Origin of the sequence: Methylobacterium sp. WL7, from assembly GCF_008040085.1 — a bacterium.
In the GTDB taxonomy this organism is placed as follows: Bacteria; Pseudomonadota; Alphaproteobacteria; order Rhizobiales; family Beijerinckiaceae; genus Methylobacterium; species Methylobacterium mesophilicum.
The window spans coordinates 20,340-36,156 of the sequence record NZ_VRVG01000051.1; the positions used below are offsets into that span (position 1 = coordinate 20,340).

10 protein-coding genes are annotated in these 15,817 nt (G+C 69.6%); 3 read left to right on the forward strand and 7 right to left on the reverse strand.

The genetic code is table 11. From position 1 onward, the window contains the following. Positions 1–3: 3 nt before the first annotated feature. From FV233_RS14845 to FV233_RS14860, 4 genes are all read right to left on the reverse strand, one after another. Positions 4–3,327 (reverse strand): GAF domain-containing hybrid sensor histidine kinase/response regulator, encoded by a 3,324-nt coding sequence (locus FV233_RS14845; RefSeq protein WP_147897904.1) that lies wholly within the window; start codon positions 3,325–3,327, stop codon positions 4–6. 80 nt (positions 3,328–3,407) lie between these two features. Next, positions 3,408–4,709, reverse strand: a complete 1,302-nt coding sequence (locus FV233_RS14850) for an O-antigen ligase family protein (protein ID WP_246689990.1) — start codon at positions 4,707–4,709, stop codon at positions 3,408–3,410. Positions 4,710–4,825: 116 nt separating this feature from the next. Next, positions 4,826–5,305, reverse strand: a complete 480-nt coding sequence (locus tag FV233_RS14855) for a hypothetical protein (RefSeq protein ID WP_147897905.1) — start codon at positions 5,303–5,305, stop codon at positions 4,826–4,828. Between the two features lie 182 nt (positions 5,306–5,487). Further along, positions 5,488–6,489: a GTP-binding protein gene (locus FV233_RS14860; protein ID WP_147854641.1), complete on the reverse strand. Its 1,002-nt coding sequence runs from the start codon at positions 6,487–6,489 to the stop codon at positions 5,488–5,490. A gap of 292 nt (positions 6,490–6,781) precedes the next feature. On the opposite strand from FV233_RS14860, the gene FV233_RS14865 reads away from it, so the two are divergent. From FV233_RS14865 to FV233_RS14875, 3 genes are all read left to right on the forward strand, one after another. Next, positions 6,782–8,095 (forward strand): efflux RND transporter periplasmic adaptor subunit, encoded by a 1,314-nt coding sequence (locus FV233_RS14865; RefSeq protein WP_147854640.1) that lies wholly within the window; start codon positions 6,782–6,784, stop codon positions 8,093–8,095. 15 nt (positions 8,096–8,110) lie between these two features. Next, on the forward strand, positions 8,111–11,260 hold the full coding sequence (locus tag FV233_RS14870) for a CusA/CzcA family heavy metal efflux RND transporter (RefSeq protein ID WP_147854639.1): 3,150 nt from the start codon (positions 8,111–8,113) through the stop codon (positions 11,258–11,260). Between the two features lie 185 nt (positions 11,261–11,445). Further along, the gene (locus FV233_RS14875; protein WP_238260138.1) at positions 11,446–12,954 is read left to right on the forward strand and encodes an efflux transporter outer membrane subunit; all 1,509 of its coding nucleotides are present in this window, start codon (positions 11,446–11,448) and stop codon (positions 12,952–12,954) included. A 16-nt stretch (positions 12,955–12,970) separates the two neighbouring features. Here the strand turns inward: FV233_RS14875 and FV233_RS14880 are convergent, their stop codons facing one another. The 3 genes from FV233_RS14880 to FV233_RS14890 form a co-directional block, all read right to left on the reverse strand. Then, positions 12,971–13,762, reverse strand: coding sequence for a flagellar hook basal-body protein (locus FV233_RS14880; protein WP_147854638.1), 792 nt, complete (start codon positions 13,760–13,762; stop codon positions 12,971–12,973). 121 nt (positions 13,763–13,883) lie between these two features. Then, a complete protein-coding gene (locus tag FV233_RS14885; protein WP_147854637.1) occupies positions 13,884–14,351 on the reverse strand; it encodes a secondary thiamine-phosphate synthase enzyme YjbQ in 468 nt (155 codons plus the stop codon). Next, on the reverse strand, positions 14,348–15,817 hold a 1,470-nt coding region (locus FV233_RS14890; protein ID WP_147897906.1), incomplete at its 5' end, for a cisplatin damage response ATP-dependent DNA ligase. The genes FV233_RS14885 and FV233_RS14890, both read right to left, overlap by 4 nt.

A 15,817-nucleotide genomic window follows, 5' to 3' on the forward strand; every position in this document is an offset into this window, starting at 1 on the left:
GGTTCACGCCGCCCGCAATTGGCGGATCGCCCGGAGGGTCGTGGCCCGCTGCACCTCCAGGCGCCGGATCAGCGGCACGAGGTCGGCGCCCGCATGGGCGGCGGCCTCGACCTCGCGGCACAGGCTCGACAGCCCGACGAAACCGAGGAGCCCGGCCGCCGCCACCATGGCGTGGGCGTCGTGGGCGATCTGGAGGCGGTCGGTCTCGCTCGGGCGGAAGCGCTCGGACAGCTCGTTGGCAAGCAGATCCAGCAGCCCGCCGACCTGATCCGTACCGAAACTCGTCTCCATCTCGGCGAGCACCGCGGCGTCGAGCACCGCGGGATCGACGGCAACATTGCGCCGGGGCGTTTCCTGGCGGGCCCGGCGGCGGGCCCCGGGGGCGGTCCAGCGGCTGATCGTGGCGAACAGGTCGGCCCGGCGGAACGGCTTGCCGACATGATCGTCCATCCCGGCCTCGCGCAGCTCCGCGACCTGATCCGGCAGGACGTTGGCGGTCATCGCCACGATCGGGACGTCGCAGGCCGGCGGCGCCAGGGCGCGGATCCGCCGCGTGGCGGTGAGCCCGTCGACGCCGGGCATCTGCACGTCCATCAGCACCAGATCGTACGGGCGCCCCTCGGCCACCGACAGGCCGACGGCCGTGATCGCCTCGCCGCCATCGCCGGCGACCTCGACGGTGTAGCCCTGCGATTCCAGGACGGCGCAGGCGAGTTCCTGGTTGAGCGGCACGTCCTCGACCAGGAGCAGTCGCAGCGACGGCCCATCCGGAGGCGGCCGGGATTCGCCCGCCGGGCGCGGCGGCGACGGCGCCGTCCCGAGGCGGAGCGCGTCGACGGCCTCATTGCTGCGCGGCAGCACCAGGCGGAACCAGAAGGTCGAGCCCGCCCCCTCCCGGCTGTCCATGCCGATCTCGCCGCCCATCAGCGTGACGAGGTGCCGCGAGATCGCGAGGCCGAGGCCGGTGCCGCCGAAGCGCCGGCTGATCGAGCCGTCGACCTGGCTGAAGCGCTTGAACAGGCGCTCCTGCTGCGCCGGCGCGATGCCGATCCCGGTATCGGTGACGGCGAACCGGACCACGTCGCCGGGACCGCCCTCGGGCGCGATACCCTCGCCCTCCCGGCGCACGGTCACGATCACCGAGCCCTCGGGGGTGAACTTAACCGCGTTGTTGAGCAGGTTGAGCAGCACCTGCCGCAGGCGGCCGGGATCGCCGACCACGACGCGCGGAAGCGCCGGGTCGATCTCGGCCTCGATCCGCAATCCGCTCCGGAGCGCACTGCCGCGCACGATCGAGACCGTGCTGTCCACGAGCGCGGCCAGCGGGAACCCGACCGGGTCGAGGGTCAGCTCGCCGGCCTCGATCTTCGAGAAGTCGAGGATGTCGTTGACCACGGTGAGGAGGGCCGCCCCGGAACTGTGGATCAGTTCCAGCCGCCGCCGGTCCTCGTCGCGGATCGCGCTCTCGTCGAGGAGCAGGTCGGCGTAACCCAGGATGCCGTTGAGCGGCGTGCGGATCTCGTGGCTCATCGCGGCCAGGAACTCGCTCTTGGCCGCGCTCGCCCGCTCGGCGTCGGTCCGCGCGGCCTCCGCGTCCCGCGTGGCTTCCCGCAGGGCGGCCTCGGCGGCCTTGCGCTCGGAGATGTCGAGGTGGAGCCCGACCATGCGCTGCGGCTGGCCCTCGGGACCGAACAGGGTGCGCCCGCGCGCGTAGATCCAGCGCTCGCCCACCCGGAACTCGGCGACGTAGGCGGAGGACGATTCCACGGCGCGGCGGATCTCGTTCCAGACGTCGCCGACATCCTCGGCGTGGACCAGGGCGGTCCAGTCGGCCGCGGCCATCGTGTGCGCCCGGCCGGTATCGGGCAGGCCGTGCATGCGCGCGCTCTCGGGGCTCAGGGTGGCGAACCCCGTGCGCATGTCCCAGTCCCAGGTGCCCGCGTCGGCGGCGTCGAGGGCGATCCCCAGGAGCCCCCGCGCCTCCTCGACGGCGAGCCGCGCCGTGACGATGTCGTCGACGTCGAGGGCGGTGCCGAGCCACTCCACGACCTTGCCGTCGTCGGGATCGAGGTAGATCGGGATCAGGGAGATCTTGTGCCACCGGTAGGCACCGTCGTGCCGCCGGATCCGCCACTGGCCGCCGTAGCCGATCCCGGTCTCGATCGCCTGCTGCCAGGCCGCCTCCATGGCGGCGGCATCTTCCGGGTGGTTGCGGGCGAGGCGATCCACGCGCTCCAGCCCGATCGGCCCGTAATAGGCGTGGAACTGAGCGTTGGCGTAGGTCGCCTGGCCGTCGCCGACCCGCATGGTCCAGATCAGCAGCGGCAGGGTCTCGGCGAGACCGCGGTAGCGCAGCTCGCTGCGGCGGACGTCGTCCTCGGCGCGGCGCCGCTCGGTCACGTCGATGAGCACGCCGATCAGGCCGGTCACAGGCCGATCGCCGCGGCAGACGCCGCGCACGACCACGTCGCGCACTTCGCCGTCGGGCCGCAGCAGGCGCGCCTCGAAGTCGAAGCTCGCACCCCGGGCGATGGCATCCGCGACGATGCCCTCCAACCGCTCGCGGTCGTCGGGGTGGTAGACCTGCGAGAAGGCGGCGAGCGGCGGCGCCGGCTTCCGCGGATCGCGGCCGGCGATGGCGTACAGGCTCTCCGACCAGACCGGCTGGCCTTCGGCGAGGTCCACGCGCCAATTGCCGACGCTGGCGAGCTGCTCGGCCATGGTCAGCTGGTGGTTGGCCGCCGCCTGGGCCTCGGACCGGGCGTTGATCTCGCGGTGCTGCTCCCGGATCAGGGCCTCGCGGATCGCGGCCTGCGCGATTTCGTGGCTGCGCCGGACATCGGCCTCGGTGAGCCGCAGATGGGCGATCACGATCTCGGCGAGATCCCGGAACGCCGCCGCATCCGCCTCCGAGAGCCCGTCCCGGGGCTCCGGGTCGATCAGGCAGAACGTGCCGATCCGGAGTCCCGGCGCCAGGCTCAAGGGGATGCCGGCATAGAACCGGATCCCGTCCGGGACAGCGACCGGGGCGAGATCGCGGAACCGCGGATCGGCCTGGGCATCGGGTACGATCAGCATGGCGTCGCTGCGGATCGTGTGCTGGCAGAGGCTCTGGTCCCGCGAAATCGTCGTCGGCACGTCGGCGCAGGGCGTCTTCAGCCATTGCTGGGTGTCGCCGAGGAACCCGACGAAGGCGCTGCGCACGCCGAACAGGCGGCAGGCGGTACGGCAGACGGCGTCGAAATGCGGCTCGGGCGGGGTGCCGACGATGCCGAGGGCGTCCAGGGCCGCGAGCCGCGCCGCCTCATCGTCCGGGTGTGCTGTCACCGACCGTCTCCGGGAGCGGATATGCCGTTCGGCAATCGCCAGCGTCCTCGCAGGAGCGATGACCCGGCTGCGACCGTGTTTCAAGCGGGCCTGACGCCGCGCGCGATCCCGGTGCGATCACGCGGGCTGCCGATGTCGCCGATCCGGGGCATGCGTAACCGCGCGGCTTCGAGCGCCCAGACCATGCCGAGCATCATGTAGACGTGGCGCCACTTCTCGATGTCGATCTGGAACGCCTGGAGGAAGAACATCAGCAGGGCCGGCCAGACGATCTGGGCATGTGCCCGGACCGGCGATGGCCGCACCAGCAGGCGGAAGCCCACGAAGCTGGTGGCCAGGACCAGGCCGAGGAACACCACCCCGCCGAGCCAGCCGCCGTTGGCGAAGGACCCGATATAGGAGTTGTGCGGCTCGAGACCGAAGACCAGCCGCCAGTGCATCGGCCCCATCCCGAACGGGCGCTCCAGCAGCATCGCCAACCCGCGGACCTGGTTGCCGAAACGGCCGGTCTCGCCCTGGTCGTAGTCCTGGGTCAGGGCCGCCCGGGTCTCGAACATCTTGTGGACGTGCTCGACCGACAGGAGGCCGATCACCGCGATCGTCGCGAGCACCAAGGTGGCCAGCGTCAGGAGCACGATGCGGCGGCGCAGCCGGACGGAGCCGCTGCCGGCATAGACCGAGCCGACCATCAGCAGCACGGCGACGACGCTGCCGCCCCAGGAGCCGCGCGAGAACGACAGGAAGATGCCGGCCATGATGATCAGCAGGCCGGCCAGCGATACGAGCGGGCGCCGGGCGCTGCCGGTGAGCAGGCCGTGCATCAGGTACAGCGCGCCGAGCGTCAGGAACGAGCCGAACACGTTCGGGTCCTGGAAGGTGCCCGACGCCCGGTCGTACTTGTAGAACAGGTCCTCGATGCCGAGCCATTGCAGGTAGCCGACGATGCCCAGCGCCGCCGAGAACACGCAGCTCACCGTGTAGGCCTTGAGCGCCAGCTCCATGCGGGCGTGCGTGTCCTCCGAGAAGAACATCGCGAAAAACATGCAGGTGATCACGAGGTAGATCAGCTGGATCGTCCAGGTGACCGGGAACTCCTCGTTCAGGTACGGGAACAGCGCCGAGACGATCGCCACCAGGTAGAGCAGCAGCAGCGCGAGCAGCGGCACCGCCCCACGGTGCAGGCGCACGCCGAGGCAGAACCACAGCAGGATCGTGGGGATCGCCACCGCGTCGTAGGGCGAGGTTTCCGAGAACGCGAAGCAGGCGAAGAAGATGAAGGCGGCAAACAGCGCCTTGGCCAGCCCCCGGATGACCCCGAGGAGCGGGATCCCGGCGGGCAATCCCGACGGGACCGGGATTGCGGGCGCTGCTGTCTGAGCCATGGATACGCGGACTCCGCGGGCCGGTTACGCGGGCCCGCACATCCGGCAACCATGCCATCCAATGGTTGAGAATGGGCTTCGCCTCCGGGCGAGCCCGTCCCGGGTCGCGGGTTGCGTCAGCCCTTCAGCCGCTTGTTGCAGACCGAGTAGTAGCCGCCACCCTTCTGGATCCATTTCGCGTCGCCCAGCGTCCCGGCGGCTTTGGCCGCGTTGTAGCTGTCGAGGCAGGTATGCATCCGCGCCTTCCCGGCGGATTCGCTCGCGTATTTCGGATCGACGGCGGAGGGATAGGCGGCCGTCCCGGCCGGGGCCGCCGTCGGCCTTGCGGCCGGGGCTTGCGGCGCGGGAGCCGGGGCCGCGGGCTTCGTCGCACCGGGTGCCACGGGGTTCGGCACCGTGTTGGCCGTTGTGTTCGTCGCCTCGGCCCCGCATTCCGCCTTGCGGAAGTCGTTCCATTTCTGGCCGTTGAGCGTCCCGGCCTGCTTGGCGGCCTGATACTTGGTCGAGCAATCCTTGGTGGACAGGGCTGCGGCCGGCGTGACGAGCGCTGCGGCGCCGCCAGCAAGTATGGTGGCGGTCAGAAGTAGACGTACCATAGCGAAATCCCCCCGCGTCGATATCGAGCCAGGTAGATACGCTATATCGAGGACAATCGCTCCGACAATCGGTCGCTATACAAGTACCTGTGAACGCTGCGCCGGCAACCCGAGGCCGCCGACGGCGCGGAACCGCGACGCGCCGGCGACCCGCCGCCCGGGACCAGCCGGGCCGCCCTCGATCAGGCCCGGCAGGCTTCGAATTCCTGGCGAATCGCCACCGGATCGAGGTTGCGGCCGATGAACACCACCCGGGAGACCCGCTTCTCGTCCGGGCGCCAATCCCCCTGGACGTCGCCGTCGAGGATCATGTGCACGCCCTGGAAAACGAAGCGCTTCGGCTCGTTAGGAAAGGCCACGATGCCCTTGCAGCGCAGGATGTCCGGCCCCTGCACCTGGGTCAGGTTCGAGATCCAGGGCATGAACTTCTCCGGATCGACCTCGCCGTCGATCTTGGCCGAGACCGACTGGATCTCGGAATCGTGATGGTGATGGTGGCCCGCCTCCAGGAAATCCGGCTCCACCTCGAGAATGCGGTCGAGGTCGAACGCGTTGCGCTCCAGCACGGCCTCCAGGGGCACGGCGCAGTTCTGGGTGCGGTGGAGCTTGGCCAGCGGGTTGATGCCGCGGATCTCGGCTTCCACCCGGTCCAGATCCTCCGGCGAGACGAGGTCGCTCTTGTTGAGCAGGATCACGTCGGCGAACGCGATCTGGTTCTTCGCCTCCGGGGCATCCTTCAGGCGATCGGACAGCCACTTGGCGTCCGCCACCGTCACCACGGCGTCGAGGCGGGCGGCGTCGCCGACATCCTGATCGACGAAGAAGGTCTGGGCGACCGGGGCCGGGTCGGCCAGCCCGGTTGTCTCGACGATGATCGCGTCGAACTTGCCCCGCCGCTTCACCAGGCCGTCCATGATCCGGATCAGGTCGCCGCGCACGGTGCAGCAGACGCAGCCGTTGTTCATCTCGAACACTTCCTCGTCTGCGCCGACGACGAGGTCGTTGTCGATACCGATCTCGCCGAACTCGTTGACGATCACGGCGTAACGCTTGCCATGGTTTTCCGTAAGGATCCGGTTGAGCAGCGTGGTCTTGCCGGCGCCGAGATAGCCGGTGAGCACGGTGACCGGGATCTTGCCGGCGGCAGAACCCGATGGGGCGGAAGCAGAACTCATGTCGGTCATGGCGGATTCTTCGATCGGATCTGCGGGATGGATCGGGCTTGTGGCCCGGGAGCGTTGTCATATTGTAACAAATCCCGGCGAAGGAAGACGGAGCCACACGGTTTCGCGACCCGGCCCCCCGATCGATTGCGGATCAGCCAAGCTTTGCTCTAGGCACATGGTGCAGTTCGGGTCCGCCCGGACGGCACGCCTCGACAAGCGACTCCGATCACCATGAAACGGCCGGGGTCTGGGCCGAAGCCTGTCCTCATCGCCATCCCGGTCCCTCGCCCGGCCCCAGAAGACCAACCGCATGGACGCCCGCAATCCTCTGGACCAGGATGAGGCCCGCGCCGCATCCGCGCGCCGGCGCCGCACGCCCTGGCCCCTGATCGTCGTCGTGCTGGTCGCGGTCGCGGGCGGGCTGGCGCTGGCCGTCTCGGACCGCGCCCGCGAGGCCGTCTCGGGCGTCGTCGCCGGGCTGTTCGGATCGGGCAACCCGGATGCGGGGATCGAGGCCGAGAAGGCCGGGACGGTGGAGCGGGTGTTCCGGCCGAGCAAGGAACAGCGCGCCGCGTTCGAGATCCTGCCCGTGGCGACCCAGGTGTTCCGCCCCGAGGGCTCCGCGGAGGGGCGCATCGCGCTCAACGACGACGACAACGTGCCGGTGGTCTCGCCCTACGCGGGTCGGGTGACCAAGGTGCTGGCCCGGGCGGGCGACGACGTGAAGGCCGGCGACGTGCTGCTGACGCTGGAGGCCACCGATATGGTCCAGGCGCAGAACGACTATCAGGCCGCCCTGAACAATCTCCAGAAGCAGCAGGCCCTGCTGAAGCTCGACCAGACCATCGCGGCGCGCCAGCAGGAACTGTTCCAGGCCCACGCGGTGGCGCTGAAGGACTACCAGTCCGCGCAGAACGACGTCATCGCCGCCCAGAGCGACCTGAAGACCGCGGAGGCGTCCCTGGACGCCGTGCGGAACCGGCTGCGGCTCCTGGGCAAGTCCGACGCCGAGATCGTCGCCTACGAGAAGAACGGCCGCCTCAGCCCCGAGACCCAGATCCGGGCGCCGATCGCCGGCACCATCGTCCAGCGCAAGGTCGGCACCGGGCAGTTCCTCTCCGCCTCCAGCGACCCGGTCTTCGTGATCGGCGACCTGTCCACGGTGTGGCTCGTCGCCAACGTGCGCGAGAGCGAGATCCCGAAGATCCGCATCGGCCAGGAGGTCGAGGCGAAGGTGGCGGGCTTCGGGGCGCGGGTGTTCAAGGCCCGGGTCAACTACATGGCCGCAAGCCTGGACCCGGCGACGCGGCGACTCGCGGTGCGCAGCGAGGTCGACAACCCGGACCGGGTGCTGCGTCCGGAGATGTTCGCCACCTACACGATCATCACCGGCAAGGGCGAGCCGAGCCCGAGCGTGCCGGTCGCCGCGATCGTGTACGAGGGCGACCGCACCCATGTCTGGGTGGCCCGCCAGGACGGCGCCGTCGAGGCGCGCGACATCAAGCTCGGCGTGATCAACGGCGACAGCGCCCAGGTCGTCGACGGCCTGCATGCGGGCGAGCAGATCGTGACCCGGGGGGCCCTGTTCATCGACCGGGCGGCCACCGGCGACAAGGCGTCCTGAGCGGGAACCCGGGCGATGAACAGCCTGATCGTCTTCTCGCTGCGCCAGCGCGTGCTGGTCGTGCTGCTGTTCGTGGTGATGCTCGGCATCGGCTACGGCGCCTATACCCAGCTCAACATCGAGGCCTATCCCGACCCGGTGCCGCCGCTCGTCGACGTGATCACCCAGAACCCGGGACAATCCGCCGACGAGATCGAGCGCTACATCACCATCCCCCTGGAGGTGGCGCTCGCCGGCATCCCCAACGCTCAGGTGGTGCGCACGATCTCGCTGTTCGGCCTGTCCGACGTGAAGGTCCAGTTCAACTACGAGTACACGTACGAACAGGCGCTGCAGCGGGTGCTCAACCGCCTGTCGCAGGCCCCGGCCCTGCCCAACGGCGCCACGCCGCAGATCTCGCCGACGAGCCCGGTGGGCGAGATCATGCGCTACAAGCTGGTCGGCCCGGCGGGCTACTCGCCCATGGACATGAAGACCCTGCAGGATTGGGTGCTGCAGCGGCGGTTCAAGGCGATCCCGGGCGTCACCGACGTGACCGCGTTCGGCGGCAAGGCCAAGGAATACGAGGTCGCGGTCGACCTGAACCGCCTCCAGGCCCAGGGCCTGACCCTGGTCCAGCTGACCACGGCGCTGAACAACGCCTCGATCAACGTCGGCGGGCAGACCCTGAATGTCGGCCAGCAATCCGCGGTGGTGCGCGGCATCGGCCTGATCCGCGACATGGACGACATCCGGGACACGATGATCAGCCTCGTCAACGGCACGCCGGTGCTGGTGCGGGACGTGGCGGAGGTGCGCGTGTCGAACGCCCCGCGGCTCGGCATCGTCGGCCACGACGACCAGTCCGACGTGGTCGAGGGCATCGTTCTGATGAGCCGCGGCGGCCAGAGCCTGCCGACGCTGCAGCGGGTCGAGGCGGAGATCGACAAGATCAACGCCTCGACGATCCTGCCGCCCGACGTGAAGATCGAGCGGATCTACGACCGGTCGGGGCTGATCCACACCACGACCCATACGGTGATGCACAACCTCGTCTTCGGGGTGGTGCTGGTGTTCATCGTGCAGTGGTTGTTCCTCGGGTCGCTCACCAGCGCGATCATCGTGGCGGCCACGATCCCGTTCGCGCTCGGCTTCGCGATCCTGATCCTGGTGGTCCGGGGCGATTCGGCCAACCTCCTGTCACTCGGCGCGATCGATTTCGGCCTGATCGTCGACGCGACGGTGATCATGGTCGAGAACGTGTTCCGGCACCTCGCCGAGCCCGAGCATTCCGAGGGTCAGGAGGCGCCAGGGGGGCTCGAAGGCCGGCTCGGCATCATCGCGATCGCCGGCGTCGAGGTGAACCGGGCGATCTTCTTCTCGGCGATCATCATCATCGTCGGCTTCCTGCCGCTGTTCACGATGAGCGGCGTCGAGGGTCACATCTTCGGGCCGATGGCCAAGACCTACGCCTACGCCCTGGTCGGCGGCCTGCTGGCGACGTTCACGGTCTCGCCGGCCCTCTCGGCGCTGATCCTGCCGAAGAAGCTCGAGGAGCGCGACACCCTGATCGTGCGGTTCCTGCGCGCCGGGCACGAGCGCATCCTGGCCTTCGGCCTCAAGAACCGGGTGCTGGCACTCTCGGTGATGCTGGTGGTGCTGCTGGCCTCGGGGCTGGCCGCCCGGAACCTTGGACTCGAATTCCTGCCCCGGCTCGAAGAGGGCAACCTCTACGTGCGCGGCACCATGCCGTCCTCGATCTCGCTGGAGGCCGGCAACGACTACGTCCAGCGCCTGCGCAAGATCTTCCAGGAGGTCCCGGAGGTCGTCACGGTGATCTCGCACCAGGGCCGGCCCAACGACGGCACCGACGCCACCGGGTTCTTCAACGTCGAGATCCTGGCGCCGCTCAAGCCGATCGACCAATGGCGCAAGGGCCTCGACAAGGACAGCCTGATCCACGACCTGAGCAAGAAGCTCGAAGCCGAGTTTCCGGGGATCGAGTTCAACTTCTCGCAATATATCGAGGACAACGTCCAGGAGGCCGCCTCGGGCGTGAAGGGCGAGAACTCGGTCAAGATCTACGGCAGCGACCTCGCCCAGCTCACCAAGACCGCCAACGCGGTCAAGGCGGCGCTGGCCTCCGTGCCCGGCATCAGCGACCTTGCGGTGTTCGAATCGCTGGGCCAGCCGACCGTGCGGATCGACGTCGACCGCCACAAGGCCGCCCGCTACGGCCTGTCGATCGGCGACGTGAACACCACGATCCAGGCGGCGATCGGCGGCCAGACCGCGGGCGACCTCTACGAGTACGGTTCCGACCGGCACTTCTCCATGCGGGTGCGGCTGGCCAAGGAGTACCGCTCGTCGCTGGCCGGCATCCGCAACATCGCGGTGGGGGCCCAGAACCCTAACGGCGGCGTGATCCAGGTGCCGCTCTCCGAGATCGCCGACGTCGACCTCGTCTCGGGCGCCTCGTTCATCTACCGCGAGGACCAGGAGCGCTACATCCCGGTGAAGTTCTCGGTGCGCGGGCGCGACCTCGGCAGCGCGGTGATCGAGGCGCAGCGCAAGGTCGCCGAGGCGGTGGACCTGCCGCCGGGCTACCGGATGGAGTGGGTCGGGCAGTTCACCAACCTGAAGGACGCCGCGACCCGGCTCAGCCTGGTCGTGCCGGTCACCCTGGTGCTGATCGCGCTCCTGCTGTTCATCAATTTCTCGTCCGTGGCGGACATGCTGCTGACCCTGTCGGTGATCCCGATGGCGATGATCGGCGGCATCTTCGCGCTGGCGCTGACCGGCACGCCGTTCTCGATCTCGGCGGCGATCGGCTTCATCGCCCTGTTCGGCATCTCGACCATGGAGGGCGTGATCCTCCTGGCCTATTACAACCAGTTGCTCGACGAGGGCTGGCAGCGCAAGGACGCGGTGTGGAACGCCGCGATCGTGCGGATGCGCCCGGTGATGATGACCTGCGTGGCCGCCTGCGTCGGCCTGCTGCCGGCGGCGATCTCCACGGGCATCGGCTCGCAGGTGCAGAAGCCGCTGGCCCTGGTGGTGGTCGGCGGCATCATCCTGGCGCCCAACCTGATCCTGGTGGTGGTGCCGGTGCTGATCTCGCTGTTCTCGCGGCGGCACCCGAATCCGAACGGGCGGGCCGTGACCGGGCACCGGGTGGCGGCATGAGCCGGGCGAGAGCGACGCGTGCCGGGCATCGTCACGTGGCCCGGGCGCCACAGCGCGGCTCCGGCGCACAGGATCGCGGCACCGTCGGATTGACTTGGTCGTCCGCGGGGACGCTCTACCGAGGGAGGGGTTTCGGGGGCATGATGGTGGCGTTGGCGCCGAATCGGTGCGGTCGTGCGGCCATCATGCTGGCGGCGGCCGTGTCCCTATCGGCTTTGTCCCTGTCGGCTTGTGCGGTCGGCCCGAACTTCGTGCCGCCCGAGGCGCCCCCGGTCGGCCGCTACACCCGGGAGCCGCTCCAGAATCCCTCGGCCGCCGACAACATCCGCACCCGCCAGGGCGGATCGGCGGACCAGAGCTTCGTTTCCGGCGCCGACATTCCCGGCCAATGGTGGACGCTGTTCCATTCGAAGGCGCTGAACCAGCTGGTCGAGCAGGCGCTGGCGAACAACCCGACCCTGGAGGCCGCGCAGGCCTCGCTCCGGATCGCGCAGCAGAACGTGCTGGCCCAGAAGGGCACGCTCTATCCGAGCCTGACCGCCACCCCGCAGGCGCAGGGCATCCTGGCGCCGGGCCTCGACCTGCAATCGCCGCTCAACAACGAGAGCCGGTACCTCTACAGCCTGTCCACCCCGCAGGCGGTGGTCGCGTACAATCCCGACGTGTTCGGGGGGAACCGGCGCCAGATCGAGTCCCTGGAGGCGACGACCGAGAACCAGCGCTTCCAGCTGGAGGCGGCCTATCTCAGCCTCACCGGCAACGTCGTCGCCGCCGCCATCCAAGAGGCGGCGCTGCGGGCGCAGATCGACGCCACCCGCAAGGTGATCCAGGCGCAGACCGAGGTGCTGCAGCTGTTCAACAAGCAGCTCTCGCTCGGCCAGATCGCCGGGGCCGACGTGGTCCAGCAGCAGGCCGCCCTGGCCCTGTCGCAGCAATTGCTGCCGCCGCTCGAGAAGCAGCTGGCGCAGCAGCGCAACCTCCTCACGGCGCTGGCCGGGCGCCTGCCCTCCGACGAGATCGCGGAGACCTTCCAGCTGTCGGCCCTGCGGCTGCCGACCAAGCTGCCGGTGAGCCTGCCCTCGCGCCTCGTGCAGCAGCGCCCCGACGTGAAGGCGGCCGAGGCCCTGGTGCAGCAGGCGAGCGCCAGCGTCGGCGTCGCCGTGGCCAACCGCCTGCCGCAATTCAGCCTGACCGCCACGGGCGGTTCCAGCGCCGTGCGGCTCGCCCAGGTCGCCAATCCCGGCGCGGCGTTCTTCACGATCATCGGACAGGCGACGGCGCCGATCTTCGACGCCGGCACCCTGTTCCGGCGCCAGCGGGCAGCGGAGGAGACGCTGACCCAGGCACAGGCGCAGTACAAGGCGACGGTGATCACCGCGTTCCAGAACGTGGCGGACGCCCTGCGGGCGCTCCAGGCCGACGCCAAGGCGGTGGCCGCCGCCGATGCCGCGGTGAGCGCGACCAACCAGAGCCTCGGGCTGATCCGCAAGCAATACACGGCCGGCGCCGTCACCTCGACGCAGGTGCTGATCGCCCAGCAGGGCTACCTCTCGGCGCTGGTCACCTCGGCGGCCGCCCGCGCCACCCAGTACGGCGACAGCGCGGCGTTGTTCGTGGCGCTCGGCGGCGGCTGGTGGAACCGCAACGACGTGGCCCCGCCCCCGCCCGAGACCGACCCGCTGAAGTTCCTGTAAGGCGCGCCCTCGAGCCTCACACATCCATCGCGATGGCGTCCTGCAGCATCTGGTCGGCGGCGCTCATGACCTTCGTGTTGGCCGTGTAGGCCTGCTGGGTCTCGATCATCTTCGAGAACTGGTCCGAGATGCCGGCATTCGACTGCTCCACCGAGCCGGCCGCGATGGTCGCGCCCGCGAACCCGAAGCTCGGCGCGCCGGACTGGCCGTTGGCCACGTAGGTGCCGCCGTCGAGGGAGGTCAGGTTGTCCTGTCCGCCGAACTGCGCCAGCGTCAACGAGCCGAGCGGCACGGTGCCGCCGTCCGCGCCCGTACCGGTGAGGGTGCCCGCGGGCGAGACCGTGAGGCTCGCCAGGGTGTCGGTCCCGGTTGGAACCTGTACGGGCGCGGTCGCCGCCGGGCCGGCGAACAGGTAATAACCCGCGCCGTTGACCAGGTAGCCGTTCGCATCCGGGTCGAAATCGCCGCGGCGGGTATAGCCGGTCTCGCCGGTGAAGCTCGGACTCTGCGGCGTGCCGGTGTTCGACCGGACCACGAAGTAGCCGTTCCCCGAGATGGCGAGGTTGGTCGCGACCCCGGTGGACTGGATCGTACCCTGGAGCCCCAGGGTGTTGCGCGTGCTGGTCGCGACGCCGCCGCTCGATTGCGCCTTGGCGGTGGTCTGGGCCAGCATGTCGGCGAAACTCGTCTCGGTGGTCTTGTATCCCGCGGTCTGGGTGTTGGCGATGTTCCCGGAGATGTTGTTGAGCGCCAGGGACTGCGCCGAGGCGCCGGACACCGAATTCGAGAGCGCGTCGAACAAGCCCATCGGAGTCCCCCCTTCGCGAGACCGGCGCAGAAGCAGATCCCAAGAAGTTTTTGCCCGCAGCAGGGTTAAGCGGCGGTGTGTCAGCGAATGTTGCTGCGTGCGCCGGACCAAGCGCCCCGATTCAAGCGCCGATCACGCTCACGACGATCTCCCGCCGATGCGGCCGGTCGCGGTGCTCGATCAGGTAGATCCCCTGCCAGGTGCCCAGGGCCAGACGCCCCTCGACCAGCGGGATGCTCAGGGCCGAATCGGTGACCAGCGTGCGGATGTGGGCCGGCATGTCGTCCGGCCCCTCGGCGCCGTGGACGTAGGGCGTGCCGCGTGGCGCGAAGCCGTCGAGGGCCGACATCAGGTCGGTCTGCACGTCCGGGTCGGCATTCTCCTGGATGGTCAGGGAAGCCGAGGTGTGCCGGCAGAATACCGTGACGAGCCCGTCCCGGATCCCGCTGCCACTCACGAACTCCGCGACCGCGCCGGTGAAGTCCGTGAAGCCCTGTCCCGGAGTCGCGATGGTCAGGCGGCCGCTCGCATGGCGCTCCACCGCGCCGGAGGCCAGCGGCTCGACCGGACCGATCTTCCCCTGCTTCATGTCCCCGACTCCATCAACGTTGCCCCGGGCGCGATCTCGCGCTCGCCGCGGGCCAGGATCCGCTCCAGCACGTCGATCCGGTCGGCCTCGGCGGCGGGCTTGTCCCAACGGATCCGGCTGACCCGGGGGAAGCGCATCGCCACGCCGGACTTGTGCCGGGTCGAGCGCTGGACGCCCTCGAAGGCGATTTCCAAAACGAGCCCGGCCTCAGGCCCATGGGTGACCTCGCGGACCGGACCGAACCGCTTGGTGGTGTTGTTGCGGACGTAGCGGTCGAGCTTGGCGAGTTCCGCGTCCGTGAAGCCGTGATAGGCCTTGCCCACCGGCACCAGCTCGTCCCCCCCCTCGGGGGCCTCCCGCCAGACCCCGAACGTGTAGTCCGAGTAGAACGACGAGCGCTTCCCGTGACCGCGCTGCGCGTACATCATCACGGCATCGACGACATGGGGCTCGCGCTTCCACTTCCACCAGGGGCCCTTTGGGCGGCCCGGCAGGTAGGGGCTGTTGCGGCGCTTGAGCATCACGCCCTCGATCGCGTCCGCGTCCTCGCCGGCCCCCACCGAGGCCGGATCGGCCCGGGCGGCGGCGAGCGCCTCCCAATCCGCGAACGGGACCAGCGGCGAGATGTCGATCCGCGCGTGGTCGAGGCGTGTGACCAGCGCCTCCAGCTTCTCCCGGCGGGTCGCGAACGGCTCGGCCCGCAGGTCGTCGCCGTCCAGCGTCAGGAGGTCGTAAGCCCGGACATGGGCCGGGAACTCTTCCAGGAGCTTGGCCGTCACGGCCTTCCGGTTCAGGCGCTGCTGCAGGACGTTGAAGCTCTGGACCCGGCGCTCGCGCAGGATCAGTAACTCGCCATCGAGTGTCCCCGTGAAGCCGATCGCCTCGGCGAGGTCGGGGAACGCCCCGGTGATGTCCTCGCCGGTGCGGGAATAGACCTTCGCGACCTGCACGCCCGCCCGGTCGCGCCCGCCGACGAGCTGGACACGGATGCCGTCCCACTTCCACTCGGCGGAAAAGGCCTCCGCTTCGAGCTTCTCGAGATCGGCCTCCTCCTCGATCGGATGCGACAGCATCGGCGGTCGGAACGGTGCCGGGTTGAGGGTCTCGGGCCGCTCGGCCCGCCCCTCGACCCAGGCGAACAGGGTCTCGAACGGCGGCGTCAGCCCGTGCCAGACCTCCTCCACGGCATCCGCCTCGTGGCCGCCCAGCGCGCCGACCGCGGTCTTGGCGAGCCGCGCCGAGACGCCGACGCGCAGGTTGCCGGTAACGAGCTTCAGGAGCGCCCAGCGCCCGGTCTCGTCGAGGGCGTCGAGCCATTCGGCGAGGTGGCGGGACAGGTCTTTCTTCGGGATGGTGCTGAGCGTTTCGACGACCTCGGCCAAGCTCGGCGGAGGCGGATTGTTATGACCGAGACCAGCGGGCGCCTCCCCTCCCCCCACTGCGGGGGAGGGTGGGCCGGCCGTGAG